Origin of the sequence: Nocardioides albertanoniae (assembly GCF_006716315.1) — a bacterium.
Lineage (GTDB): Bacteria > Actinomycetota > Actinomycetes > Propionibacteriales > Nocardioidaceae > Nocardioides > Nocardioides albertanoniae.
Genome location: NZ_VFOV01000001.1, coordinates 2458109 through 2481943, shown reverse-complemented (window position 1 = coordinate 2481943; position 23835 = coordinate 2458109). Strand labels below are relative to the sequence as shown.

Below are 23835 nucleotides of genomic sequence, written 5' to 3'. Positions count from 1 at the left end.
CTCCCGACGATCGGTTTTCGTCCACTCTTACAGACATTCCCGGTCGGCCAGGGCAAAACCGCGGCATCAGGGCGTGTCGAGGCTCCCGACGAAGTCCTCGACCCGCGCAGCGACAGCCTCCACATCGCCTGCCCAGAGGGCCGAGTCCTCACCTGGGAGGAAGGCTGTCCGGCCGTGTGGCACCCCGGCAGCGATCGTCCGAGCACACTCAGGCGGGACAAACTCGTCCCCGGCCCGGCTCATCGCGAGCACCGGAGCCGCGACGCGGCCGAGGACCGGGCGGATGTCCACCTCGCGGAACCGTCTCACCGCCGCCACGGTGCCGCCACCGCCGGCCGCGAGCCGGACGTACCGTCCGAACCAGTCACAGAACGCCGGGTCGTCGGCCCGACTCGGTGCCATCACCGCAATCACCGAGTCCAGGCGCAGCCCATCATCGAAACCTTCGACCAGCTCATCGAACGCCGCGGCGGCCCCCGGAGGGACCAGACTCCACACAGGCCACGTCGCATACGTCACGACGCCCAGGACTCGTTGGGGGGGCGTCGGCCGCGCAGCGCAGGGCGATCGCGCCGCCGTCCATGACGCCGAACAGGGCCGCTCGCTCCGAGCCCACCTCGTCGAGAACGGCCTGCACGTCCCCAGCCTGCGCTTGGTCGACGGGATCCCACCGTCGCGGTCGGAGAGGCCGGTACCCCTCCGATCCATGAGGATCACACGGCTCGAGCGCGCCAAGCGCCGATAGAAGCTCGCCAAGCCGGGATCCTCCCAACGGATCTCGAGGTTGGCCCCGAAACCAGGCACCACGAGGAGGTCCTTCGGACCGTCGCCGACGATCTGGTACGCGAGGAGACCCGTCGCACCGCGCGCGAACCGGATCTGCGGTGTCGGCGTCGTGGCGGCCACACCCAACGCGGCATCATGGCGGAGGATCTCCCGGCCGAGCTCCTCGATCCGTGGGCCAGGCTCTACTCCCAGCTCGTCGCCGAGCAGCGAGCGCAGATCTCGCCATCGCTCCAGCGCATCGGCCTGTCTGCCGACGCGGTAGAGCGCGAGGATGAGCTGACCCCACCGTCGTTCCCGGAACGGTTCGGCTCTCACCAGACTCTCGGCTTCGCCAACCGCGGCCTCCGGGCATCCGTCGAGAAGCAGAGCCTCGACCAGGTCCTCCTGTACGTCTCGGTGCAGCTCCTCCACCCCCTGAACCTCGGCGCCGGCGAAGCGTTCCCACGGCACGTCCACAAGCGGAGGACCTCGCCAGATCTCCAGGGCCGTCCGCAGGTAGCTCAGGGCCGTAGTCGCGCGCCCGTTCCTCAGTTCGGTCGCAGCCTGCCCGGCGAGCTCACGGAAACGGTCCACGTCCGTCGCCCGGGCGCCGGCTGAGAGCTGGTAGCCGCCGGAGCATCGTTCGACTATCAGATCGGGTGGGAGGAGGCGGCGCAGGTTCGAGATGTGCACCTGCAGCGCGTGCGGTGCCGTGCGCGGGGCGGCGTCGCCCCAGAGTGCCTGGAGCAGCGTATCCACCGGCACGACTCGGCCCGGCTGGAGCGCGAGTGCTGCCAACAGCGTGCGGGTCCGCACGCCCCCGGCCTGGATCCGTCCAGCCGCGGTCAGCACATCGACGCCGCCGAGCAGCCGCACGAGGCTTGAGCGGTCCTTGAGCGGACCCGACGATCCTCCACCCATGGGCCGAGTCAACCGCCTCGGCCCCGCACGAGCAACCCCGATGATGGAGCACACACATGGACATCTCGAACCCCACCTACGCAGGCCAGGCCGTCTACACCGAGCGCGTGCTGAAGTCGTACGACACCGTCGTCCTGCGGTTGTCGAGCAGTCTCGTCTGGCGCTGTCCGGCTTTTCGCATACTCAGCCACTATGACCGCTACGTCGGCGAGACGCACCTCGACATCGGTCCCGGCACAGGGTTCTTCCTCGACCGCTGCCGGTTCCCGGTGCCCGATCCCCGGATCACCCTTCTCGACCCGAACCCCACGGTGCTCGAGCACGCCGCTGCTCGTATCGCCCGCTATCGGCCGAGCACCCGGCAGCACGATGCACTGGTGCCGATCGATCTTCCTGCCCGTTCCTTTGGCTCCGTCGGCCTGAGCTACGTCTTGCACTGCCTCCCCGGCGACCCCACCGAGAAGGCGGTGGTGCTCGACCACGTGCTGCCGCTGCTCGCGCCCGGCGGAGTCGTGTTCGGTGCCACGGTCCTGGCCGACCTCGAGACGCACACCCGGTTCGGACGGCGGCTCATGGACGTCTACAACCGGAAGGGCATCTTCGCCAACGCCGCTGACACCAGAGCGGATCTCGAGCTCGCTCTGGCCGAGCGCTTCCCTCACTACGAGCTGGACGTGGTGGGCGCCGTTGCGCTCTTCGCGGCGTGGCCCGACGAGAACTGAGTGCAGCGCTCAGGCGCTCGTCGGGGTCGCGACGGATGAGGCGCGGGTCGCGATGTCTACCTGCTCGCTTCGGTCGGTCACCTTGATCCTCGGTCGCCCGGCCTTCTTGCCGGACTCGCGCTCGTGGGTGTCCAGCATCTCCCAGCCGGCGTGGTCGACGCGGGGCGCGCCACGGGCGTCCAGGATCTCGTCGATCGACTGGCCGGTCGGCTCGGCGAGCCTGCCGGCGGCGTGGTCGTCGAGCAGGGTGCGTACGGTCTCGGCGGCGCAGGCACGGTTGGTGCCGATCACGCCGGTCGGTCCGCGCTTGGCCCAGCCCGCCGTGTAGGTCGCCCGGGTGCCGATGAGCCGACCCGCCTCGTGGTCGAACCGGCCGGTGGTCTCCTCGGCGGGCACGCCGGCGATGGCCGCGGAGCGGTAGCCGGTGGCGCGTACGACCAGACCGGCCTCGAGCTCCTCTCCCGAGTCGAAGCGGATCCCGGAGACGGCGTCGTCGCCGAGGATCCCGGTCGGGGTGAGTCCGAAGCGGAGCACGAGCCGCTTCGCTCCAGGCGTACGCGGCCTCGCGGCCAGGTCGCGGAGCAGATCCGCCTTCTGGAGGGCTGCGAAGGCGGCGGCGTCGCGCACGGTCAGATCGTCCTCGCTCGGCAGGCCTGTCAGATCGGCCTCGTCGACCACGACGTCGATCGCGGGGTCGTCGGCCAGTGCCCGCAGCTCGGGGCTGGTGAACGCGGCGTGCTCGGCGCCGCGCCGTGCGGTGACCACGACCTCGCGGATGTCGGAGGCGCTCAGCGCGACGAGGGCGTGGTCAGCCAGGTCGGAGGCCACCAGCGCCTCGGCGTCGGCCAGCAGCAGCCGGGCCAGGTCGAGGGCGACGTTGCCGTTGCCGATGACGACGGCACGCTCATGGGTGAGCGGGAAGGTGAGCGCAGCGCGGTCGGGATGGCCGTTGTACCAGCCCACGAGCTCGGCGGCCGAGGTCGATCCGGGCAGCTCCTCCCCCGGAACGTCTAGGCTGCGGCCCTCACCGGCGCCGGTGGTGTAGACGACCGCATGATGGGCGGCGAGGAGCTCGTCGTGGCTGATGTCGCGACCGATCTCGATGTTGTAGCGGGTGCTCACCCTGCGGTGACGAGCCGTCTTGGCGAAGCCGGAGACGATCTCCTTGGTGTCGAGATGGTCGGGGGCGACGCCGTAGCGGACCAGGCCGTAGGGAGTCGAGAGACGGTCGATGACGGTGATCTCGACGTCGCAGCGCCGGGTGGTGGCGAGATCGTCGGCGACGAACCAGCCCGCTGGTCCGGCGCCGACCACGGCGACCTTCAGCGGGGTGTCGCCATCGATCTTGGCTCCCCTCGGCGGCGCCGGGGCCGGCATCTCCTGCTCGCCGGTGAACTCGAAGAAGGCGGCGTTGATGTCGGTGTAGGCCGCGAACATCTCCGGCACCTCGTCGTCGGGGAAGATCGCGTTGACCGGGCACGCCTCCTCGCAGGCTCCGCAGTCGATGCACTCGTCGGGGTGGATGTAGAGCATCTCCGCGGAGGCGAACCCTGCCTCGTCGGGCGCCGGGTGGATGCAGTCCACCGGACAGACCTCCACGCAGGAGGAGTCGTTGCAGCACGACTGGGTGATGACGTACGTCATGAGCGCTGGTCCTTCCGCTGGTCGTTCCGCTGGGCGTGCCGGCGGGCCTTGCCGATGGTCTCCTCGACGACAGTGTTGATCTTGGCACCGTTGGGCCAGCCCGTGTAGTGGCAGAGGAAGACCACGATCTCGCGCAGCTCCTCGTCGTCGAGCTCGCCGTTGGCGTGGGCCGCGGGGATCTGGATCCCGAGCACGTCGGAGGCGCCCTGGCCGGCGAGCAGCCCGACCAGCAGGAGGCGCCGGTCGCGCGTGGTCAGGCCGGGGCGCTGCCAGATGTCGCCGAAGAGGTGGTCGGCGGTGTAGCGGAAGAAGTCGCCGTCGCCGTCGTTCATCTCGAAGCCGTAGACCTCCTCCATCTTGCGCAGGCCTCTGGCCCGGGCCTCTGGCAGCCCGGCGAACTTCTCGGTGTCGTCACTCATGGTCTTTCCTTGCTCGGTCCTTGCTCGGTCCTTGCTCGGTCCTTGCTCGCTGCTCGTCTGCTCACTGCTCGGTCTGCTCAGTCATGGGAATCCCGAGGCCGGGTCCCAGCCGGTCGAGGGCGATGCGGGCGAGCGGCACCTCGACCCCGAGCTCGTCGGCGAGCTCGATCGCGAAGCCGAGGTCCTTCTCCCCCAGCGCGGCCACGTGGCCGAAGACGCCGTGCCAGAAGTCGGTCTCCGCGAGCGGCGCCGTGCTCTCGCGGTGCATGATCGCGCCCGGTCCACCGGTGATCGCGTCGGTGTGGCGTACGACGTCACCGAGCGCCACCAGGTCGAGCCCGGCCGCCTCGGCGAGGCGCTGAGCCTCGGTGGCGGCGGTGAAGGAGGCGAAGTGGAGCAGGTTGCGAGCCAGCTTGAGGCGAGTGCCGGCCCCGGCCGGACCGGCATGGACGACCTTGGTGCCCATCGCCTCCAGCACGGGGCGGGCTGCTGCGTACGCCTCGGGCGCGCCGCCCACGAGGATGGCCAGGGTGCCCTCGGCCGCCCCCATCGGGCCACCGGAGACAGGAGCGTCGAGCACGCGGACACCGTGCGGCTCGGCGGCGGCCGCGAGCTCGGCGGGGGTCTGCGGGCCAACGGTCGAGTGCACCAGGACCGTCAGCGTGGCGCCGTCGGCACGGTCACCGACAGCACCGAGCACCTCGGCGAGCACCTGACGCACCTGGTCGTCGTCGCGCACCATCACGCTGAGCACGTCGACGCTCGCGGCCAGTTCGGCGACGGAGCCGGCCGTCGTGGCACCGGCGGCGCTCAGCTCGGCCACCGGCTCGGGCGCGATGTCGTGCACCCACAGCTCGACCGCGTCCGCGCTCGCGAGCCGGTGGGCCATCGGCCTGCCGATGTTGCCGAGCCCCACGAAGCCTGCGCGGGTCTTGTGAAAGTCCCTCACAGCCGGAACGTCCCGCCACCGTCGACCGCGATGATCTGGCCGGAGATCCACGACGAGTCCGGCGAGAGCAGGAACTTCGCGGCGCCGACCATGTCGTCGGTCGTACCGAGCCGCTTGATCGCCATCTGCTTGGTCATCTCCTTGGCCGCGTCGCCGGCCTGGGTGCGGGTCGCCTCGGTGTCGGTCGGTCCGGGAGCGATCGCGTTGACCCGGATGTTCATCCCGCCGAGCTCGTGGGCGAGCTGCTGCGTCAAGCCGTTGATGCCGACCTTCGCCAACCCGTAGAACCCGGAGTAGAGGTAGGCCGCGGTGCTCGACTGGTTGAGGATCGCGCCCCCGCCCCGCTGCTGCATCGCGGGATAGACCGCGCGGGTCATCACCAGCGCGCCGTTGAGGTTCACGTCCATGAACTTCTCGTAGTAGTCCCAGTCGACGGTGATCAGCAGGTCGAAGGCCATCTCGCCGTAGATCGCGGCGTTGTTGATCAGCCCGTCGATCCCGCCGTACGCCTCGGTCGTCTCGGCCACGAGCGCGGCCGCCGAGGCGTGCTCGGAGACATCGCAGCGGACGAATCTCGCCGCGCCTCCGGACGCCTCGATCTCCTTGGCGACCTGCTGTCCCTTGTCCTCGTTCAGGTCGGCGACGACGACCGCCGCCCCCTCGGCCGCCAGCCCCTTGGCGTACGCCTCCCCGATCCCCTGCGCCGCCCCGGTGACCACGACGACCTTGTCCTTGAACCGACCATCGACCTTCATGCTCCACCTACCTCCCGCGCGCCGAGTCGGCGCGTTCTGACATCGATCCCTGCCGAGTCGGCTCCTTCTGACAAGATTTCCCGTCGAGTCGGCTCGTTATAACGAGCCGACTCGACGGGGTTTCCGGTCAGAACGAGCCGGCTCGGGTTCATGCGGGCTCCGCGACGAGCTTGGTCTCGAGGTACTCCTCGAAGCCCTCGACCCCCATCTCCCGGCCGAGGCCGGACTGCTTGTAGCCGCCGAAGGGGGCGTCAGCGCCGAACCACTGGCCGCCGTTGACGCCGATGGTGCCGGTGCGGATCCGGGCGGCGACCGACTTGGCGCGCTCCAGCGACCCGGACTCGACGGAGCCGGAGAGGCCGTAGGGCGAGTCGTTGGCGATGCGTACGGCATCGTCGTCGCCGTCGTGGGCGATGACGGTGAGCACGGGGCCGAAGATCTCCTCGCGGGCGACGCGGGCGGTGTTGTCGAGGCCGGCGACGACGGTGGGCTGGATCCAGAACCCCTCGGCGAGGTCACCGTCGTGCGCCGCGACGGCGCCTCCGGCCGCGAACCGGCCGCCCTCCTCCTCGGCGAGCGCGAGATAGCGCAGGATCCGGTCGCGCTGCACGGAGGAGATCACCGGTCCGCAGATGGTGCCGGGATCGGCCGGGTCGCCCACGCCGAGGGCAGACATCGTGGCCGCGGCGGACTCGACCGCGGCGTCGTAGTCGGCTCGGGGCACCACGAGACGGGTGGTCAGCGCGCAGCCCTGACCTGCGTGGACGGCAACCGAGAAGGCGGCCATCGAGGCCGCCGAGGCGACGTCGGCGTCGTCGAGCACGATCGCCGCCGACTTGCCGCCGAGCTCGAGGAAGACCTTCTTCAGGCTGGGCGCTGCGGCGGCCATGATCGCCCGGCCCGTGCCGGTCGAGCCGGTGAAGGAGACCAGGTCGACCCGCGGGTCCTCGGCCAGCATCGCCGCCACGCCGTTGTCGCGCGGGGTGACGACGTTGAAGACGCCGGGCGGGATGTCGGTGTGCTCGGCGGCCAGGCGCCCGAGCTCCGCGGCCAGCCACGGCGTGTCGGGCGCAGGCTTGAGGATCACGGTGTTGCCGGCGGCCAGCGCGGGGCCGATCTTGGCCAGGTTGATCTGGTTGGGGAAGTTCCACGGCGTGATCGCGGCAACGACTCCGACGGCCTCCTTGCGCACGGTGCGGCGCGAGGAGATCCCCATCGTGACGCCGACGCCGAGATCGCGCTCCCACTCGTAGGACTCGGCCAGGTCGATGGTCCAGGCCAGCGTCTCGACCGGGGTGTCGAACTGCGGCCCGGCCACCAGGAACGCCGGCGCGCCGACCTCGGCGGTGGTCAGCTCCCGCAGCGTCTCGGCCTCGTCGAGGATCGCCTGGTGCAGCTGGCGCAGGCACCTGATCCGGAAGGCCACGTCGGTGGACCAGTCGGTCTCGTCGAAGGCCCTGCGCGCGGAGGCGATCGCGGCGTCCATGTCGTCGGCCGTCGAGTCGGGCGCACGCCCGATCTCCTGCCCGGTGGCCGGGTTGAGGATCGCGTACGTCTCGCCCAAGCTCGCCGCGCCGAGCTTGCCGTCGACGAGCTGCTGAGCGGGCGGGTTGGTGGGCACTCTGGTCGTCACACGGACTCCTGGGTCACGAAGTTCCCGGCCGCGACGGGCGGCGGCCAGACGGTCGAGGGCAGGTCGGCGAGCCGGTAGTGACCGGGCTGCTCGATCCCGTTCAGCGACATCCGCTCCAGCAGCCCGGCGGTTGCCTTCTTGGCCTTGACGATGTCGAGGAAAGTGGCTGCGGTGGAGCCGAGGTCGAACCAGTCGCGCTGCCAGGAGAACTCCAGCCCACGACCGTCGGGCCGCGGCGCGAGGCCGAACCATGAGCCGCCGATGCCGAGGATCTCGTACTCCTCCCCCGTCGCGTCGTCGACGATCCCGGCGCGCTGGCGCCAGAAACCGATCACCATCGCGTTGACGTCGTCGATGACCGTCGCCTGGTAGTCGTAGTGCCAGCCCTCGAGCCCGGCCATCTCGGTGCCCAGCGCCCACTCGCGGATCTGATCGCGGCCGACCGCCATGAAGTGCTCGTCGGGGGTGTACATCCAGCCGTACGTCGCGTCCTCGGCATACACATCGGCCAGCTGCCCCCAGTCACCCTCAGCCTCTGCTTGACGGTTAAGGCTGAGCCAGTCGGCCCAGAACCCCTCGATCTCGGTGCGGTCCATGTCAGTCCTCCCTATCGATTGTCTCGGGCTCCGCTTCGACCAAGGTGAGAGCGAAAGCAGGGCAGTACTTGACGGCCGCCCGCGCGGCGTCCAGTTGGCCGGCGGACGGTTCGCTGACGCGTACGACGACCTGGTAGCTGTCGTCGTCGAAGCCAAAGAGCTCCGGCGCCTCGGCGAGGCACTCCTGGTGCCCCTGGCACAGATCCAGGTCAGCGGCGACCTTCATGCTCTGCCACCACCCACGGGCCGCCTCCGATAGCGGACCCGGCAGGGCTGCTGGAGCTGGATCACCATCTTGGTGAAGTCGTCGGCGTAGGAGTCGACCGGCTGGGCCGGCTCGAACGAGTAGTCGCGCAGGATGACCGAGAAGATCGCCTTCATCTGCATCATCGCGAACGCGTTGCCCACGCAGCGGTGCTTGCCGGCGCCGAACGGGATCCAGGTCCAGCGGTTCTGCATGTCCTCCTGGCGCGGGTCGATGTAACGGCTCGGGTCGAACGTCTCCGCCTTCGGGAAGTCGGCCTCGATCCGGTTGGAGACCCTCGGCGAGGCGGCGAGCAGGGTGCCTGCCGGGATGGTCTCCCCGAGCAGCTCGAAGTCCTCGCGCACCAGCCGCATCAGGATGATCAGCGGCGGGTGCAGCCGCAGGGTCTCCTTCAAGGTCGCCTCGAGCACCGGGATCGAGCGCAGCGCCTGGAAGGAGACCTCGCTGCCGTCGTCGTACAGCTCGTCGAGCTCTTCGACGACATCGATCATGACCTCGGGGTTGCGCAGCAGCTCGATCATCGCCCATGACGCCGTGCCCGAGGAGGTGTGATGCCCGGCGAACATCATCGAGATGAAGATCCCGGTGATGGTGTCGGTGTCCATATCGATCGAGATCAGCACGTCGAGCAGGTCACGATCCTCGCGCGCCACCGTGCCCCGCGCGACCCGCTTGTCGACGATCGCCTGGACCAGCGCGACCAGCTTGTCCCGGGCGGCGTCGCGCTTGCGGAAGCTGTCGATGTCGGCGTACGCATCGACGTACGCGATCGCATCTGTGCCGTGCTCGAGCTCGTGGTAGTGCCGGGCGAACGAGGAGTCGAGCTCCTCGCGGAACGGCTTGCCGACGAGGCAGGCCGAGGTCGTGTAGATGGTCAGCTCGGCGAAGAAGTCGAGCAGGTCGATCTCGCCCTCCTCACCCCAGCCGGCGATCATCCGGCGGATCTCCGCCTCGATCGTCCGGGCGTGGCCGCGCATCATGTCGCCGCGCAGCGCCTGGTTCTTCAGCATCTGCTGGCGCTCCTCCGGCGAGGCGTCGAAGACGACGCCCTTGCCGAAGATCGGCGTCATGAACGGATAGGCAGCCGCCTGGTCGAGCACGTCGTCGGGCGCCCGGAAGAACGCCTCGTTGGCCTCGGCACCGCTGGCCAGCACGACCTCCTTGTCGGCGAGGCGGAAGCGGCCGAGGTCGCCGCACTCCTCGCGTACGCGAGTGAAGAGCGCGATCGGGTCGACCCGCATCTCGGGCAGATGCCCGGTGCCGCGGATGATCTCGGGAACGCTCGGGTCCTGGTCGTCCAGGACGGTGGAGACGGTGGGGATCGTCATGCTCGCTCCTCGACGGGTGCCTCGGGGTTGACGTCGATGCTGCTGAGGTGGACTCCGCGGGGCGCGGTCACGACCGTCGTGATCGCGTCGGCCAGCGCGCGGGCCTTGAGGAAGTGCGGATGCCGGGCCAGGCCCCACTTCACCCACTGGTCCAGCACGAACCCACCGAGGTCGGCGGGCCACTCGTTGCCGATGTCGGAGTGGGTCGGGCCGGGTCGCACGATGGTTGCCCTGACCCCGGTGCCCTCGAGCTCCATCTGGAGCGCGTTGACCATGCCTTCCAGCCCCCACTTCGAGGCTGCGTACGCTCCCATGAACGGTCGCGGCCGCAGCGCCACGTCGGAGGAGAGGAAGACCAGGTCGCCGCGCTGCCGCTCGATCATCCCGGGTCCGAAGGCGCGCAGGACGCGGTGGGCGCCGAGCAGGTTGACGTCGACCTGGCCGGCGAAGGTCTCGGTGGGCACCTCGACGGTCGCGCCGGGATGGGTCACCCCGGCGTTGCTGACCAGCACCTCGACGTCGCCCAGATCCGCGGTCACCTTCGCGGCGAACTCGGCCACCGAGTCGTCGGAGGTGACGTCGAGCGGGTGCGCGACCGCCTCTCCCCCGTCTGCACGGATCGCGGCCGCGACCTCCTCGATCCGGTCGAGCCGCCGGGCGCCCAGCGCGACCGGAAGACCAGCCCCGGCCAGCGCTCGCGCAGTCTCCGCGCCGATCCCGGACGAGGCGCCGGTGATCACCGCCGGGCGGCGGTCGGATTGTGCGTACTTCATGCGTCCTCCTTCGATGTCGACCGAGTTACCTCGGTGAACATCCGCCGCCCGCTCATCGCACCCTCCGAGCGAAGGTGACCGGGAGCTCGGCGAACCCACGCACGCTGGTCGAGTGCACCCGGACGGCGCGCTCGGCGTGCACCTCGAAGCCCGACGTACGCCGCACCAGCTCCTCCAGCACGATGCGGGTCTCGAGGCGGGCGAGGTTGGCACCCAGACAGAAGTGACGACCGACCCCGAAGCTGAGGCTCTTGCCGAGCTCGTCGGGGTCACGGTGGATGTCGAAGGTCTGCGGCGAGGTGAAGACCCGCTCGTCCCGGTTGGCCGCTCCGATCAGCACCAGCAGCTTGGAGCCGGCCGGCACCACCTGCCCGTGGAGCTCCACGTCGTCGGCGACATAACGCGCCAGCATCTGGGTCGAGGTGTCGTGGCGCAGCGTCTCCTCGACCCAGGTCCCGACGAGCTCGGGTCCGGTGAACACGTCCTCGACCTGGGAGGGGTTCGCCCCGAGATGGAGGAGTGCGTTGCCGAGCAGCTTGGTGGTGGTCTCGTTGCCGGCCACGACCATCAGCATCAAGAACGCGATGATCTCGTGGTCGTGGAGCCGGTCGCCGTCGATCTCGGCCTGCACCAGAGCTGAGGTCAGGTCGTCGCCCGGACGCTTCCGTCGCTCGGTCACCATCGCCGAGTAGTAGCCGATCAGCTCCAGGGCGGCGGCCATGCCGGCCTCCGGCACGTCACGTACGCCGGCCTCGCGGTGCACCGTCAGGTCCGCCAGCCGCCGCACCTCGTCGCGGTCGGACTCGGCCACCCCGATCATCCCCGAGATCACGTCCATCGGGAGCCTGCCGGCGAGCTCGGCGATCCAGTCGGCCTCGCCGTCGTCATCGTTTCGGGCGAGCAACCGGTCGAGATAGTGGTCGGCGAGCGCCTGCACCCCGGGAGCGAGCTCGCGGACCCTGCGCGGGGTGAAGCCTGCCGAGACCAGCTTGCGCAGCCTGGTCTGCTCCTTGCCGTCCAGGGCCAGGAACGACATCACCCGGTGAGCGTCCTTGCTCCAGGCGCTCGCATCGAGCGAGACTCCCATCCGGTTGGAGAAGACGACATCGTCCTTGAGCGCCGCGTGCACGTCGGCATGTCGCGACAGCGCCCAGAAGTCGTCGGAGGCGTTGTAGTAGAGGGGTGCCTCGTCCCGCAGCCGGGCATAGACCGGGTAGGGGTCCTCGTGGAAGTCGTAGTCGTAGGGGTCGAAGATCTCGGTGGCCGTGCTGGTCATCTCTCTCCTCACGCGACGATCACGGCGACGACCGGCGCGAGCCGGTCCACCATCTCGTCGAAGGTCATCAGGCCCATGCCCGCCTGCAGCAGCGCGCCGAAGAAGGCGAGCAGCAAGGCTTCACGCACCGCTTCCTCAGCGCCCTCCCCGAGCGCCGCGTCGAACCTGGAGGCGAACTCCGAGCCGATCCGCAGCCGCAGCCTGGCCACGTCCGCGTCGCTGCCCAGCAGCGCCGGGGTGACCGCCGCCGCGAGCTCCGGCTCCTGGGCGATCCGGGTCGTCAGGCTGCGTACGGCCGCCTGCACCCGCTCCGCGCGGGAACCCGTCGTCTCCACCGCCGACGCCTCGGCGAGATGGCGCCAGAACAGCTCGACGAAGAGACGGTTCTTGGAGCCCAGGTAGGTGTAGGCCGTCGCCGAGGAGACTCCGGCGCGCAACGCGACGCCGCGCACCGTCAGGGTCTCGTGACCGACGGCGCGAAGCTCCTCCATGCCGGCGACCATGAGCCGCTCGACCGTACGCGCCTGGCGGCCGTCGACACCTCGGCGAGGCGTCTGGTTCACCTGACTGGACACGTGTCCAGATTAGAACGTGTTCTACATTGCCGCAAGGAAATTGCGGAAAGATGTCTCAGGCGCCGGGCGGAAGGTTCGTGAAGTCGGGCTCCCGCCCCTCGGCGAAGGCGGTGAGCGCCTCCAGGTTGGCCGGGGCGCCCATCAGCTCGGCAAACTTCGCGTTCTCCAGCTCGCGGGCTGCCTCGATGCCGGGGCGCAACGACGCGGTCATGGTCTCCTTGACCGCCACCAGGCTGCTGATCGGGCGAGCCGCGAGCGTGGCGGCATGCTTCCAGGCGGTGGCGAGAAGCCCCTCGGGCGAGGTGACCCGCCAGACCAGGCCCATCTCGAGGGCCTCCTCGGCGTCGACCCACTCCCCCGACAACAGCATCCACGCGGCGTTCTGACGCCCGACGAGCCGCGGGACCAAGAAGCTGGAAGCCGCCTCGGGAGCCACCCCGAGGGTCGTGAACGGCGTCTTGAACCTTGCGGCGCTCGAGGCGAAGGCCAGGTCGGCGTAGCCGAGCAGCGTCACCCCGATGCCGAGACCCAGCCCGTTGACCGCCACGACCAGCGGCTTGGTGAACCCGGCCAACGCGTCGACCAGCCCGACGAAGCCGTGCGAGGCGCCGGCGTCGTCGGCACCGGCGGCGGTCTGCCTCATCTCGAGGAGGTCCGTGCCCGCGGAGAAGGCCCGGCCGACACCGGTCAGCATCACGACGGCGACGTCCGGGTCGCCGTCCGCCTCGCCCAGCGCCTCGGCCAGCGCGACGTAGAGCTCCTGGTTGAAGGCGTTGAGCTGGTCGGGGCGGTTCAGGCTCAGCGTACGGACACGCTCTCGATCCTCGCGCAGGAGCAGATCCGACATCCCAACCTCACTTCTCTGTCCCGGTGTTCCCTTCCCCAAAGACTAGAACACGTTCTACTGTTGTGTCATGCGCCACGGCATCGTCCTGTTCACCTCGGACCGCGGCATCACGCCCGCCGAGCTCGCCACCGCCGCCGAGGAGCGCGGCTTCGACACGTTCTACGTGCCCGAGCACACCCATATCCCGGTGCGTCGCGACGCGCTCCACCCCACCGGCGGCACCGAGCTCCCCGACGATCGCTACCTGCGTACGCTCGACCCCTGGGTCACGCTCGGCACCTGTGCCGCGGTGACGTCGCGGATCGGTCTCTCCACCGCCGTCGCGCTGCCGGTGGAGTCGGACCCGATCACGCTCGCCAAGACCATCGCGACCCTCGACCACCTCTCCGGCGGTCGGGTCTCGCTGGGCGTCGGCTTCGGCTGGAACACCGACGAGCTCGCCGACCACGGCGTCCCCGGCGACCGTAAGCGCACCGCCCTGAAGGAGTATCTCGAGGCGATGCGCGCGCTGTGGACCGAGGAGGAGGCCGCCTATCACGGCGAGTTCGTCGACTTCGGTCCGTCCTGGGCCTACCCGAAGCCTCCCCAGGGCCGGATCCCGACGATCGTCGGAGCCGGCGGCGGCCCGAAGACGCTGCGCTGGATCGCCCGCAACGCCGAGGGGTGGATGTCGACCCCGACCGAGGACGGCATCGGCGACAAGGTCAAGACGCTCCAGGACGAGTGGGAGTCGGCCGGGCGCGAGGGCAAGCCCGAGGTGCGGGTGCTCGTCGCGAAGAGGCCGACGCCCGACGACCTCGCCGAGTGGGCGGTCGCCGACGAGCTGATCTGGGGCGTACCCGACGCCGATCCGTCCGGCGTGCTCACCTATCTCGACAAGCTCGCCGGCCGTCTCGACCTGGCCTGATCAGACAAGCCGCTCGCGCAGGAACCCGACGATCCGGTCCATCCCCCGGCGCGAGGCCGGCGAGATGCCCGGAAGGGCGAGGTAGGCGTGGGTCGCCAGCGCCGGAGAGTGCACGGCGACCTCCACCCCGGCAGTACGCAGCGCCCTGGCGTAGCGCTCCGAGTGCGCGCGCAACGGGTCGAACCGCGCGGTGAGCACCAGGGCTGGCGGGAGGTCCTGGTGAGAGGCGGCCCGGAGCGGCGAGGCCTGCCACTGGCGAGCGAGCGACTCGTCTCCGCCGAGATAGCTCTCCACGATCCGGCCCAGGCCCGGCCCGCTGCGCCCGACGAGGTCGGCGACCGGGTAGACGAGCACCTGGCCACGGATCCGGGGCCGGCCGGCGTCGCGGGCACGCAGCGCGACGACGGCGGCCAGCGTGCCTCCGGCGCTGTCGCCCGTCACCGCGACCCTGCCCGCGTCGGCGCCCAGATCGGCGGCGTTCGCCACCGCCCATCGCAGCGCGGCCCAGCAGTCCTCGACCGCCGCCGGATACGGATGCTCGGGCGCGAGCCGGTAGGCCGGAGCCACCATCACGGCTCCGGTGCGCGCCGCGATCTGCCCGATCATCCAGCGAGACTGCTCCGGCGACCCCCAGCACCAGCCCCCGCCGTGGAACGCGAGCACGAGGGGCCGCGACGACCCCGCCCACGATCGCGAGGCATGCACCTCGATCCGAAGGTCGCCGACCCACGCCTCGCGCACCACGACCTCAGGGTCCTCGGCACCGAAGACCCAGGTGAGGCAGCGGTTCGCCAGCAACGCCGCTCGTCGCCGGCGCAGCTCGACCATCCTGTCCACACCGCGATCCTGCCGCTCGATCACCGACCGCGTCGTGACCTTCGGTCGACCAGGTGCCGAACGTCGCGCCAGATCCTGCCCACATCGACCCCGAAATAGAACGTGTTCTACTATGATCCAGCCATGAGCGACATCAGCGAGATCGAGCAGCTCAAGTTCCGCTACGTACGCCTGCTCGACACCAAGCAGTGGGACGAGTTCGCGACCTGCTTCAGCGACGACGCCACCGCCGACTACGCCGGGCTCTCCTTCACCTCACCCGGCGACCTGGTCGACTACATGCGCACCAACCTGCCCGCCGAGATCATCACCATGCACCACCTCCACCACCCGGAGATCACGGTGGACGGAGACGGGGCAACCGGCCGGTGGTACCTCTACGACAAGGTCTTCGCCCCCGCCTACGACTTCGCCCTCGAGGGCGCCGCCTTCTACGAGGACCGCTACATCCGTACGCCGCAGGGCTGGCGCATCGCCCACACCGGCTACCAGCGCACCTGGGAGCTCACCACCAGCCTGAAGGACCAGCCGCACGCGAAGTTCACCGGGCCTGGCGGACCGGCCACCCACGCCTGAGACGCGGGGTGAGTCAGTCGACCTCGTACTGTCCTTCCTCGACGAAGTGCCGCAGGGCCTCGAAGCTGCCATCTTCCAGGGCCGCGATCGCAGCCTGCTCGAGAGCGCTGCCGGGTGCGGCGAGGCGGAGGATCCGGAAGGTCTCGACGCGGTAGTCCTCCCACAGTGCCGCTTGGTAGCCGGTCTGGAGGAACTCCTCGAGCGCCTCGGCCGACCCGTCGTCGAGCGCCGCCTCCGCAGCTCGGCGTACGGCCGTGCCCGAATCCGCGTCGCCCAGGATCCGGAAGATCTTCACGCGGTTGTCCTCGGTGCGCGGGCCCCAGCGTCCGGTCTCGAGGAAGTAGGCGATCGCCTCGGCCGAGCCGTCGTCCAGCGCTGCTTCCGCAGCGGCTCGTTCCGCAGGGCCGGTATCCGGGTCGCCCAGGATCAACAACACGTCAGCTCGGTCGTCCTCGATCTGCGCGATCCACCGTCCGGTCTCCAGAAAGTAGGTGAGTGCCTCCTGCGACCCATCGTCCAGCGCTGCCTCAGCGGCGGCCTCCTCAGCACGCCCGGTCTCCGGAGCACCCAGGATCTCGAGCACTCTGGCCCTGTCGTCCTCGAGCTGCGCGATCGATCGACCGGTCTCCAGGAAGTAGGTCATCGCCTCGATGCTGCCGTCGGCCAGCGCCTCGTGCGCCTTCGCCAGCACCGTGCGACCGCTCGCTGGATCATCGATGATGGCCTGAATCGCGGCGCGCAGCGCCTCCGGGTCCGTCTCGTCGCCTGCCTTCTCAGCGGCCGGAGCCATGATCGTCGAGACCTGATCGGCGGGAGCCGCGACAGCCGGCGGCCCGATCTGCAGTAACGAGCCGACGAGCACGGTCAACCCGGCTCCCGACAGAACACGTAGGGGTCTCATCTGATCTCCTCGATGTGGGGCGCGATCGCCGCGCTGAGTGTCCCGACACCGTCACTGCTCGTCAACGCCAATTCGCTACGCCCGGCGATGGGGCCCGGCGATGGGGCCCGGCGATAGGTTGGGGCCATGCGGATCGTGTTCGGCGCCGACGACGAGAACGAGACCACCCGGGCGGTGCTCGGCCACCTGCGTGAGCGTGGCGAGGTCGACGTGCTCACCGCGGCCTCCTGGCCCGACCTGGGGGCCGGCATCGGCCGAGCGGTCGTCGAGGGCCGGGCCGACGTCGGCGTGGTGATGTGCTGGACCGGCACCGGCACGGCGATCGCCGCCAACAAGGTCCCCGGCGTACGCGCCGCCCTCGCCTGGGAGCCCTGGATCGCCCACGGCGCGCGGCTGTGGAACGACGCCAACGTCCTCGCGATGAGCCTCAAGCGGCTCGCCCCCGACGTGGCTGCCGAGGTGACCCGAGCCTTTCTCGACGAGCCCGAGCCCGACCCCGACGAAGCCGAAGCGATCCGCCGCCTCGACCAGCTCCCCTGACCAGGCTGGTATCGCCGAGTCGGCTCGTTATAACGAGCCGACTCGACACGAAATCCCGTCACAACGAGCCGACTCGGCGTGGGTTCAGCCGAGCTCGCGGTAGTCGCTGCGGAAGAAGAGCAGCGGGTCGGTGGCGTCGCCCTCCGAGAGGTCGAGGACGCGGCCGACGACGAGGTAGTGGTCGCCCTCCTCGTGGACCGAGTGGACGGCGCAGTCGAGGTAGCCGACCGCGCCGGACAGATGCGGGTCGCCGTGCTGCTCCGAGGGCGTCCAGGAGATGTCGGCGTACTTGTCGGCGGCACGGGAGGCGAACTGGTTGGAGACGGCCTCCTGGCCGGCGGCGAGGATGTTGACCGAGAAGTGGCCGGCGCGACGGATCCGGGCCCAGGCGCGCGAGGTCTTGGTCGGTGCGAACAGGATCAGTGGCGGCCGCAGCGAGACCGAGGAAAACGACTGGCAGGTCATCCCTACCGGGCCTTCGGAGGTCTGCGCCGCGATCACGGTGACTCCGGAGGCGAACCGGCCCAGCACCGTACGGAACCTGGCGTCGGCCTCGGCATCGGCAGGGGTCTCCGGAGGCGACGGCGGCGCCTCGAAGTCGAAACGGCCGTGGAAGGACTCGATCAGCTCCGGGTGCGGCCAGCTCTCGGCGGCATCGGGAGACATCCCGTCCGGGATCCCCCCGGTCGTCTCGCCGGACGACCTCGCTCCACTCGTATCAGGCACCTCTATACGCATACCCGATCACTGGCCTACGCCGAAGTCGTGACCCCAGTACGAGACGGCGGTGGACTCGCGGGCGACCCATCGCTGGTCGTCGACCTGGAGCCCCTCGGTGCCGAACTCGATGTCGAACCCACCCGGCGACTTCACGTAGAAGGAGACCATCTCGTCGTTCATGTGGCGCCCGAGCGTTGCCGACAGCTTGGCGCCGTGTTTCTTGACCCGCTCCAGCGCTCGGCCGACGTCGTCGAGCTTGTCGACCTCGAGCATGATGTGGACGCACTTGGAGTCGTTGGGGAACGGTAGGAACGCCAGCGAGTGGTGGCGCGGGTTGACCCCGAGGAAGCGCAGCCAGATCTTCGTGCCGGGCTCCTTGCCGGCGAACTCCCCGGGCATGCTCATCGAGTCGCGCAGCCGGAAGCCGAGCGTGTCGCGGTAGAACTCCAGCGCCTCGACGTCGTCGCTGACCGGGATCACCACGTGGCCCATCCCCTGCTCGCCGGTCACGAAGGTGTGGCCGTACGGCGAGACCGCGGGGCGCCGCTCGTAGGTGATGCCGTGGAAGAGCTCGAAGACATTGTCGAAGGGGTCGCGGAAGCGCAGCATCTCCTGCACCCGCCGCTCGGCGAGCTCCTCAGGGGTGCCCTCCTCGACCTCGACACCCGACTTCTCCAGGTGCTCGCGGGCCTGGGCCAGCGCGGTGTGGTCGGCGACCTCCCAGCCGACGCAGCTGAGCTGGTCCGCTTCCCCCGGCTCGATCACCAGCCGGGCCGAGACCTCGTCGACGCGGTAGTAGAGATTCTCCGGGTTCGGACCCTTGGCCGTCGCCAGGCCGAGGACCTTCTCGGCGAACGTACGCCACGCGTCCAGGTCGGTGCTGGTGACGCGTACGTAGCCCATGGACTTGATGTCGATCGTCATGACTTCTCCTCGGGAGTACGTTCGCGGTGCCGCCTCAAGAAGTTCACGGCGATCTCGCGGAACTCGTCAGCGGCCTCGATCTGTGCCCAGTGCCCACAACGCGGGAAGACATGCAGCTGCGCCTTGGGGATCAGCTTCAGCGCCGGGAACGCGCCGTCGAGCGGGTTGACCCGGTCCTCGCGGCCCCAGGTGAGCAGGGTGTGGTGGCGCAGCTTGTGGGCCTCACGCCACAGCATGCCGTCCTCGGCGGTCTCCGGGTTGTAGAACGACCAGCCCATCGAGCCCATCGCCTCGCGCGCGCCGGGCGCGGTCGCGTCGGCGAACCGCTCCTCGACCAGCTCGTCGGTGACCAGCTTCTGGTTGACGACCATCGTCGAGATAAACGCCTTGAGCGCCTCACGGGTGGGGTCGCCGGAGAAGTCCATCAACCGTTGCACGCCCTCGGTCGGATCGGCATGGAAGAGGTTGAGCGAGAGGCCTCCCGGCCCCATCAGCACCAGCCGCCCCACCCGGTCGGGGTAGGTCAGCGCGATCCGCATCGCCGTGCCACCGCCGAGCGAGTTGCCCAGCAGGTGCACCTTCTCCAGGCCGAGCTCGTCGAGCAGCGCGATCACCGCGTCGCCAGCGAAGCGGTAGTAGTTGCCCACCACCGGCGGCTTGTCGGAGGCGCCGAAACCCGGCTGGTCGACCAGGATCGTGCGGAAGTCGGCCGCGAAGCCCTCCAGCGCGGAGCCGAAGTTCGACCACGACGAGGCCCCGGGACCCCCGCCGTGAAGCATCACCAGCGGCAGCCGGTCCTCGTCGGCCGACCCGAGGTCGTAGTAGCGCAGCGAGATCTCGCCGGCCGCCGCGGTCTTGATCGTGACGTCGTGGGCGACGTCGTCTTTCACCAGTCCCATCAGTACATCCCCGGGTCGACCTTGTGCCCGAACTCGGAGGCGCCATACATCTGCAGCGCCCGCTCGGGATCGTTGGCAGCGTGCACGCGACCCGCGTGGGCGTCGCGCCAGGCTCTCTGGAGCGGGGTGCCGTTGGCCAGCGCCCGGCCGCCGGAGGCCTCGAAGAGCAGGTCGATCGCGTCGATCGCCCGCTGGGTGCCGAGCACCTGGTCGCGACGGATCCGCAGCCGCTGGGTGATCGGGATCTTCTCGCCGCGCGCCACATAGGCCTGCTGCTCGCGGATGTTGCTCATCAGCAGCGCCCAGGCGGCGTCGATGTCGGAGGAGGCGGTCGCTACGCGCACGGCGGCGAACGGGTCCAGGGACGCCTTCTCACCGTAGGAGGCGCGCACCCGGTTCTGCTGCATGGTCACGTGCTCCTCGTACGCACCGCGGGCCATGCCGATGATCGGCGTGGTGATCGTGGAGGTGAACAGCGAGTGGAACTGCAGCTTGTAGAGGTCGCTGGTGTTGACCGCCTGGCCCGGGCCCTTGCACCGCCCGGTCTCGGCCATCGAGAGCGTGAACGTCTCCGGGACGAAGACGTCCTCGACGACGATGTCGTTGGAGCCGGTGCCGGCGAGACCGACGACGTTCCACACGTCGACGATCTCGTAGCGCTCGCGCGGCACCAGGAACGTACGGAAGTCGACCACCTGGCCCTCGTGGTTGAAGACGAGGCCGCCGAGCAGCACCCAGGTGGCGTGCGCGCAGCCGGAGGAGAACGACCAACGACCGGAGAGGTTGAAGCCACCCTCGGTGATCGCCGCCTTGCCCACCGGGGCGTAGGAGGAGGAGACCCGGGTGTCGGTGTCCTCGCCCCAGACCGCCTGCTGCGCCTCGTCGTCGAAGAGCGCGATCTGCCACGGGTGCACGCCCAGGACGCTGGAGACCCAGCCGGTCGATCCGCATGCCGAGGCGATGTCACGTACGCAGGTGTAGAAGTCGACCGGGTCGGCCTCGAGGCCGCCGAAGCGCGTCGGCTGCAGCAGCCTGAAGAAACCGACCTCCTCCAGCTCCTTGACGCTCGACTCAGGCACGACCCGGAGGCGCTCGGTCTCCTCGGCCCGCTCCCGGATGGTGGGCAGCAGATCCTGCACACCGTCCTTGACGGCCTGTGTGTCCTTACGGGCGCGCTGTGTCTCTTCGCTCACCGCTCTGCCTTCCTGCATGGTGTCCCCAGATGTTCTCGGGCGGCGCGCGTCGGGCGCTGCCTATGGACCAATACTAGAACACGTTTCAGTTTTGTCGAGTCCTTGGGCCGGTTTCGTTCTGTGTCGTCTATGGTAGAACGTGTTCCAGTTCTGAGCAGAGACGACAGAGCACGGTGACAGAGCACGGTGTCTGCAGGACGCCACGACGTTGAGGGAGCACCATGGGAATGACCGACAGCGACGAGACCTACGACGTCGTCGTCGTGGGCGCCGGTGGCGCCGGGATGACCGCCGCGCTGGCCGCCGCCCGCCGCCACGGACTCGAGACCGTCGTCATCGAGAAGAGCGCCTACTTCGGTGGATCGACCTCGCGATCGGGTGGCGGCGTCTGGATCCCGGGCAACCACGCCCTCGAGGCAGCCCACCAGAAGGACTCCCCCGAGGCCGCCAGCCTCTACCTCGAGTCGATCGTGGGCGACGCCGTGCCGGCCGAGCGCCGCGAGACGTTCCTCGGGCGCGGCCCCGAGGTGCTCTCCTTCATCGACGAGTCGACGCCGACGCGGTTCACCTGGGTCCCCGACTACTCCGACTACCATCCCGAGGCACCCGGCGGTCGTGGCGCGGGGCGCTCCGTGGAGCCGGTGCCGCTCGATGCCCGGATCATCGGCGACGAGCTCGATCGACTGCATCCGCCCTACACCAAGTCGCCGGCCAACATGGTCGTCACCCAGGCCGACTTCCGCAAGATCAGCCTCGGGATGCGCACCCTCAAGGGCCCCATCACGATGATCAAGATCGCGGTGGCACGCATCCTCGCCGGGCTGCTCGGCAAGAAGATGTACGCCATGGGCGCAGCGCTCGCGATCGGGCTGCGCAAGGGTCTGCACGACGTGGGCGTGCCGATCCGCTACGAGACCGAGCTGGTCGGTCTGGTCACCGAGGGTGGCCGTGTCGTCGGCGTCGAGGTGCGGCGCGGCGAAGACGGTCCGACACAGGTGATCCGCGCCCGCCGGGGCGTGATCCTCGGCTCCGGCGGCTTCGAGCGCAACCTGGAGATGCGGGAGAAGTACCTGCCCACGCCGACCTCGGTCGAGTGGACCACTGGCGCGTTCTCCAACACCGGCGGCGGCATCCTCGCCGGGATCGCGGCCGGCGCCGACACCGACCTGATGGACGAGTCGTGGTGGGGTCCGACCATCCCCTTCCCGGGGCGGCCGTGGTTCGCGCTCGCCGAGCGCAACCTGCCGGGCTCGATCATCGTCAACAGCGCCGGCAAGCGCTTCATGAACGAGGCGCTCCCCTATGTCGAGGCCGTCCACGAGATCTACAAGGGAGAAGCCACGGGCGTCTCGCACGTGCCGGCATGGCTGGTCTTCGACCAGCGCTACCGCAACCGCTACATCTTCGCCGGACTCGGACCGGGCCAGCCCTTCCCCGGGCGCTGGCTCAAGAGCGGTGTCGTGGTGAAGGCATCCTCCGTCGAGGCGCTCGCAGAGAGGATCGAGGTGCCCGCCGACGGGCTGCGCGAGACGCTGACCCGCTTCAACGGGTTCGCCGAGTCGGGCGTCGACGAGGACTTCCACCGCGGTGAGTCGACCTACGACAAGTACTACTCCGACCCCACCGTCAAGCCGAACTGCTCGCTCAACGTCATCGACCAGGGGCCGTTCTACGCCGTCAAGATGGCGCCCGGCGACCTCGGCACCAAGGGCGGCCTGGTCACCGACCGGCGCGCCCGCGTGCTGCGGCCCGACGGCTCCGCCATCGACGGCCTCTACGCCGCCGGCAACGCCTCCTCGGCGGTCATGGGCCGCACCTACGCCGGCCCCGGCGCCACCATCGGACCCGCCCTGGTCTTCGGCTATCTGGCTGCCGAAGACTGCGCCACCTCGCTCAAGCCGCTCGACGAGACCACCGCCTCCACCGACGAGAAGGGGAACTGATGCCCATCGATCCCGCCAAGGCCATCGGAGCCTCGCTGCCCGAGCAACGGTTCACGTGGAGCTCGTCCGACGTGCTGCTCTACCACCTCGGCATCGGCGCGGGCTCACGTGCGGGCGACGCGACCGACCCCGCGGCCCTTCGCTACACGCTCGACTCCGACGCCCTCACGGTGCTGCCGTCCTTCGGGGTCGTGGCACCCACCTTCCACGTCACCGAGCCGCCCTCGCTCGACATGCCGGGCTGCGACATCGACCTGGCCTCGGTGCTCCACGGCTCCCAGGAGATCCACGTCGACGGCCCGATCCCGGCCTCCGGCGAGGCCGTCGTCTCGACCCGGATCGCCGAGGTCTGGGACAAGGGCAAGGCCGCCGTCATCGTGCAGGAGGGGGTCGCCACGACCCCGGCCGGCGAGCCGTTGTGGACGGTCAGAAGCTCGATCTTCGTACGCGGCGAGGGCGGCTTCGGAGGCGAACGCGGCCCGTCGACCGCGCTCCCGGTCCCCGATCGCGCGCCCGATGCTGTCGCGGCGTACGACGTCACGGAGCAGCAGGCGCTCCTCTACCGGCTCTGCGGCGACCGCAACCCGCTCCACGCCGACCCCGCCTTCGCCGCGAAGGCCGGCTTCCCGAAGCCGATCCTGCACGGGCTGTGCTCCTACGGGATCGTGCTGCGCGAGGCGACCGCGCTCCTTCTCGACGGCGATGCCACCCGGGTGGCCGGGTTCGGGGCGAGGTTCGCGGGGATCGTCTTCCCAGGCGAGACGATCTCGGTCGAGGCATGGGACGACGGCCCGAAGATCCTGATCAGGGCCACGATCTCCTCGGAGGATCCTGACCGTGACGGCGCCCCGGTGCTCGCCGACTGCTACGTGGTGAAGCGATGAGCCGCGCAGGCTGTAACACGTTGTTCGTAGGACTACTCGCCCT

Annotated in this window: 25 protein-coding genes; 6 read left to right on the top strand and 19 right to left on the bottom strand. The window is 69.7% G+C overall.

The genetic code is table 11. The features are described 5' to 3' along the window. Positions 1-66: 66 nt before the first annotated feature. Positions 67-1686: a bifunctional AfsR/SARP family transcriptional regulator/alpha/beta hydrolase gene (locus FB381_RS11820; protein ID WP_141780473.1), complete on the bottom strand. Its 1620-nt coding sequence runs from the start codon at positions 1684-1686 to the stop codon at positions 67-69. Between the two features lie 56 nt (positions 1687-1742). On the opposite strand from FB381_RS11820, the gene FB381_RS11815 reads away from it, so the two are divergent. Beyond that, positions 1743-2408 carry a class I SAM-dependent methyltransferase gene (locus FB381_RS11815; protein ID WP_211352398.1) on the top strand — a complete coding sequence of 222 codons (666 nt, stop codon included), beginning with the start codon at positions 1743-1745 and terminating at the stop codon, positions 2406-2408. 9 nt (positions 2409-2417) lie between these two features. On the opposite strand, the gene FB381_RS11810 is transcribed toward FB381_RS11815, so the two are convergent. The 12 genes from FB381_RS11810 to FB381_RS11755 form a co-directional block, all read right to left on the bottom strand. Further along, positions 2418-4052 (bottom strand): 4Fe-4S binding protein, encoded by a 1635-nt coding sequence (locus tag FB381_RS11810; protein WP_141780472.1) that lies wholly within the window; start codon positions 4050-4052, stop codon positions 2418-2420. Continuing rightward, entirely contained in the window at positions 4049-4471 is a 423-nt protein-coding gene (locus FB381_RS11805; RefSeq protein ID WP_141780471.1) for a carboxymuconolactone decarboxylase family protein, read from the bottom strand. Before FB381_RS11805 ends, FB381_RS11810 begins: the two co-directional genes overlap by 4 nt. Positions 4472-4532: 61 nt before the next feature. Continuing rightward, positions 4533-5420, bottom strand: a complete 888-nt coding sequence (locus FB381_RS11800) for an NAD(P)-dependent oxidoreductase (protein WP_246088073.1) — start codon at positions 5418-5420, stop codon at positions 4533-4535. Next, positions 5417-6175: an SDR family oxidoreductase gene (locus tag FB381_RS11795; RefSeq protein ID WP_141780470.1), complete on the bottom strand. Its 759-nt coding sequence runs from the start codon at positions 6173-6175 to the stop codon at positions 5417-5419. Before FB381_RS11795 ends, FB381_RS11800 begins: the two co-directional genes overlap by 4 nt. 148 nt (positions 6176-6323) lie before the next feature. Beyond that, positions 6324-7808 carry an aldehyde dehydrogenase gene (locus tag FB381_RS11790; RefSeq protein WP_141780469.1) on the bottom strand — a complete coding sequence of 495 codons (1485 nt, stop codon included), beginning with the start codon at positions 7806-7808 and terminating at the stop codon, positions 6324-6326. Then, positions 7805-8404, bottom strand: a complete 600-nt coding sequence (locus FB381_RS11785) for a nuclear transport factor 2-like protein (protein WP_141780468.1) — start codon at positions 8402-8404, stop codon at positions 7805-7807. Before FB381_RS11785 ends, FB381_RS11790 begins: the two co-directional genes overlap by 4 nt. Before the next feature lies 1 nt (position 8405). Further along, a complete protein-coding gene (locus tag FB381_RS11780) occupies positions 8406-8630 on the bottom strand; it encodes a ferredoxin (RefSeq protein ID WP_141780467.1) in 225 nt (74 codons plus the stop codon). Then, complete coding sequence (locus FB381_RS11775; protein ID WP_141780466.1) at positions 8627-9997, bottom strand: cytochrome P450; 1371 nt, start codon at positions 9995-9997, stop codon at positions 8627-8629. Before FB381_RS11775 ends, FB381_RS11780 begins: the two co-directional genes overlap by 4 nt. Beyond that, complete coding sequence (locus FB381_RS11770) at positions 9994-10770, bottom strand: SDR family oxidoreductase (RefSeq protein ID WP_141780465.1); 777 nt, start codon at positions 10768-10770, stop codon at positions 9994-9996. Before FB381_RS11770 ends, FB381_RS11775 begins: the two co-directional genes overlap by 4 nt. Positions 10771-10822: 52 nt before the next feature. Continuing rightward, positions 10823-12046, bottom strand: coding sequence for a cytochrome P450 (locus FB381_RS11765; RefSeq protein WP_141780464.1), 1224 nt, complete (start codon positions 12044-12046; stop codon positions 10823-10825). A gap of 8 nt (positions 12047-12054) precedes the next feature. Further along, positions 12055-12621: a TetR/AcrR family transcriptional regulator gene (locus tag FB381_RS11760; protein WP_211352397.1), complete on the bottom strand. Its 567-nt coding sequence runs from the start codon at positions 12619-12621 to the stop codon at positions 12055-12057. 55 nt (positions 12622-12676) lie between these two features. Next, entirely contained in the window at positions 12677-13468 is a 792-nt protein-coding gene (locus tag FB381_RS11755) for an enoyl-CoA hydratase/isomerase family protein (RefSeq protein ID WP_141780463.1), read from the bottom strand. Positions 13469-13535: 67 nt separating this feature from the next. Between FB381_RS11755 and FB381_RS11750 the strand changes: the two genes are divergently transcribed. Next, positions 13536-14375, top strand: coding sequence for an LLM class F420-dependent oxidoreductase (locus tag FB381_RS11750; RefSeq protein ID WP_141780462.1), 840 nt, complete (start codon positions 13536-13538; stop codon positions 14373-14375). Here the strand turns inward: FB381_RS11750 and FB381_RS11745 are convergent, their stop codons facing one another. Further along, positions 14376-15203: an alpha/beta hydrolase gene (locus FB381_RS11745; RefSeq protein WP_141782726.1), complete on the bottom strand. Its 828-nt coding sequence runs from the start codon at positions 15201-15203 to the stop codon at positions 14376-14378. 132 nt (positions 15204-15335) lie between these two features. Between FB381_RS11745 and FB381_RS11740 the strand changes: the two genes are divergently transcribed. Continuing rightward, positions 15336-15788, top strand: a complete 453-nt coding sequence (locus FB381_RS11740) for a nuclear transport factor 2 family protein (protein WP_141780461.1) — start codon at positions 15336-15338, stop codon at positions 15786-15788. Positions 15789-15801: 13 nt separating this feature from the next. Here the strand turns inward: FB381_RS11740 and FB381_RS11735 are convergent, their stop codons facing one another. Next, complete coding sequence (locus FB381_RS11735; protein ID WP_141780460.1) at positions 15802-16689, bottom strand: ALF repeat-containing protein; 888 nt, start codon at positions 16687-16689, stop codon at positions 15802-15804. 126 nt (positions 16690-16815) lie between these two features. Between FB381_RS11735 and FB381_RS11730 the strand changes: the two genes are divergently transcribed. Then, positions 16816-17229, top strand: a complete 414-nt coding sequence (locus FB381_RS11730; protein WP_141780459.1) for an RpiB/LacA/LacB family sugar-phosphate isomerase — start codon at positions 16816-16818, stop codon at positions 17227-17229. Positions 17230-17313: 84 nt separating this feature from the next. Here FB381_RS11730 and FB381_RS11725 read toward each other — a convergent pair whose 3' ends face one another. Genes FB381_RS11725 through hsaA form a run of 4 tightly spaced genes read right to left on the bottom strand, consistent with a single transcriptional unit; the run spans position 17314 to position 20965 of the window. Then, positions 17314-17955, bottom strand: coding sequence for a flavin reductase family protein (locus FB381_RS11725; protein ID WP_246088072.1), 642 nt, complete (start codon positions 17953-17955; stop codon positions 17314-17316). Between the two features lie 18 nt (positions 17956-17973). After that, a complete protein-coding gene (hsaC, locus tag FB381_RS11720) occupies positions 17974-18873 on the bottom strand; it encodes an iron-dependent extradiol dioxygenase HsaC (RefSeq protein WP_141780458.1) in 900 nt (299 codons plus the stop codon). After that, positions 18870-19772, bottom strand: coding sequence for a 4,5:9,10-diseco-3-hydroxy-5,9,17-trioxoandrosta-1(10),2-diene-4-oate hydrolase (gene hsaD / locus FB381_RS11715; RefSeq protein ID WP_170225138.1), 903 nt, complete (start codon positions 19770-19772; stop codon positions 18870-18872). Before hsaD ends, hsaC begins: the two co-directional genes overlap by 4 nt. Beyond that, a complete protein-coding gene (gene hsaA, locus FB381_RS11710; protein ID WP_246088071.1) occupies positions 19772-20965 on the bottom strand; it encodes a 3-hydroxy-9,10-secoandrosta-1,3,5(10)-triene-9,17-dione monooxygenase oxygenase subunit in 1194 nt (397 codons plus the stop codon). The genes hsaD and hsaA overlap by 1 nt, the downstream gene beginning before the upstream one ends. Positions 20966-21186: 221 nt before the next feature. Between hsaA and kstD the strand changes: the two genes are divergently transcribed. Then, positions 21187-22908 carry a 3-oxosteroid 1-dehydrogenase gene (gene kstD, locus FB381_RS11705; protein ID WP_141780456.1) on the top strand — a complete coding sequence of 574 codons (1722 nt, stop codon included), beginning with the start codon at positions 21187-21189 and terminating at the stop codon, positions 22906-22908. After that, a complete protein-coding gene (locus FB381_RS11700; protein ID WP_141780455.1) occupies positions 22908-23792 on the top strand; it encodes a MaoC/PaaZ C-terminal domain-containing protein in 885 nt (294 codons plus the stop codon). Before kstD ends, FB381_RS11700 begins: the two co-directional genes overlap by 1 nt. The last annotated feature ends 43 nt before the right edge of the window (positions 23793-23835 follow it).

What these genes read in the sequence shown, in the direction of transcription:
- FB381_RS11820 (WP_141780473.1), bottom strand. Translation starts at nt 1,686, where the DNA reads ATGGGTGGAGGATCGTCGGGTCCGCTCAAGGACCGCTCAAGCCTCGTG.
- FB381_RS11815 (WP_211352398.1), top strand. Translation starts at nt 1,743, where the DNA reads ATGGACATCTCGAACCCCACCTACGCAGGCCAGGCCGTCTACACCGAG.
- FB381_RS11810 (WP_141780472.1), bottom strand. Translation starts at nt 4,052, where the DNA reads ATGACGTACGTCATCACCCAGTCGTGCTGCAACGACTCCTCCTGCGTG.
- FB381_RS11805 (WP_141780471.1), bottom strand. Translation starts at nt 4,471, where the DNA reads ATGAGTGACGACACCGAGAAGTTCGCCGGGCTGCCAGAGGCCCGGGCC.
- FB381_RS11795 (WP_141780470.1), bottom strand. Translation starts at nt 6,175, where the DNA reads ATGAAGGTCGATGGTCGGTTCAAGGACAAGGTCGTCGTGGTCACCGGG.
- FB381_RS11785 (WP_141780468.1), bottom strand. Translation starts at nt 8,404, where the DNA reads ATGGACCGCACCGAGATCGAGGGGTTCTGGGCCGACTGGCTCAGCCTT.
- FB381_RS11780 (WP_141780467.1), bottom strand. Translation starts at nt 8,630, where the DNA reads ATGAAGGTCGCCGCTGACCTGGATCTGTGCCAGGGGCACCAGGAGTGC.
- FB381_RS11775 (WP_141780466.1), bottom strand. Translation starts at nt 9,997, where the DNA reads ATGACGATCCCCACCGTCTCCACCGTCCTGGACGACCAGGACCCGAGC.
- FB381_RS11770 (WP_141780465.1), bottom strand. Translation starts at nt 10,770, where the DNA reads ATGAAGTACGCACAATCCGACCGCCGCCCGGCGGTGATCACCGGCGCC.
- FB381_RS11765 (WP_141780464.1), bottom strand. Translation starts at nt 12,046, where the DNA reads ATGACCAGCACGGCCACCGAGATCTTCGACCCCTACGACTACGACTTC.
- FB381_RS11755 (WP_141780463.1), bottom strand. Translation starts at nt 13,468, where the DNA reads ATGTCGGATCTGCTCCTGCGCGAGGATCGAGAGCGTGTCCGTACGCTG.
- FB381_RS11750 (WP_141780462.1), top strand. Translation starts at nt 13,536, where the DNA reads ATGCGCCACGGCATCGTCCTGTTCACCTCGGACCGCGGCATCACGCCC.
- FB381_RS11745 (WP_141782726.1), bottom strand. Translation starts at nt 15,203, where the DNA reads ATGGTCGAGCTGCGCCGGCGACGAGCGGCGTTGCTGGCGAACCGCTGC.
- FB381_RS11740 (WP_141780461.1), top strand. Translation starts at nt 15,336, where the DNA reads ATGAGCGACATCAGCGAGATCGAGCAGCTCAAGTTCCGCTACGTACGC.
- FB381_RS11735 (WP_141780460.1), bottom strand. Translation starts at nt 16,689, where the DNA reads ATGAGACCCCTACGTGTTCTGTCGGGAGCCGGGTTGACCGTGCTCGTC.
- FB381_RS11730 (WP_141780459.1), top strand. Translation starts at nt 16,816, where the DNA reads ATGCGGATCGTGTTCGGCGCCGACGACGAGAACGAGACCACCCGGGCG.
- hsaC (WP_141780458.1), bottom strand. Translation starts at nt 18,873, where the DNA reads ATGACGATCGACATCAAGTCCATGGGCTACGTACGCGTCACCAGCACC.
- hsaD (WP_170225138.1), bottom strand. Translation starts at nt 19,772, where the DNA reads ATGGGACTGGTGAAAGACGACGTCGCCCACGACGTCACGATCAAGACC.
- kstD (WP_141780456.1), top strand. Translation starts at nt 21,187, where the DNA reads ATGGGAATGACCGACAGCGACGAGACCTACGACGTCGTCGTCGTGGGC.
- FB381_RS11700 (WP_141780455.1), top strand. Translation starts at nt 22,908, where the DNA reads ATGCCCATCGATCCCGCCAAGGCCATCGGAGCCTCGCTGCCCGAGCAA.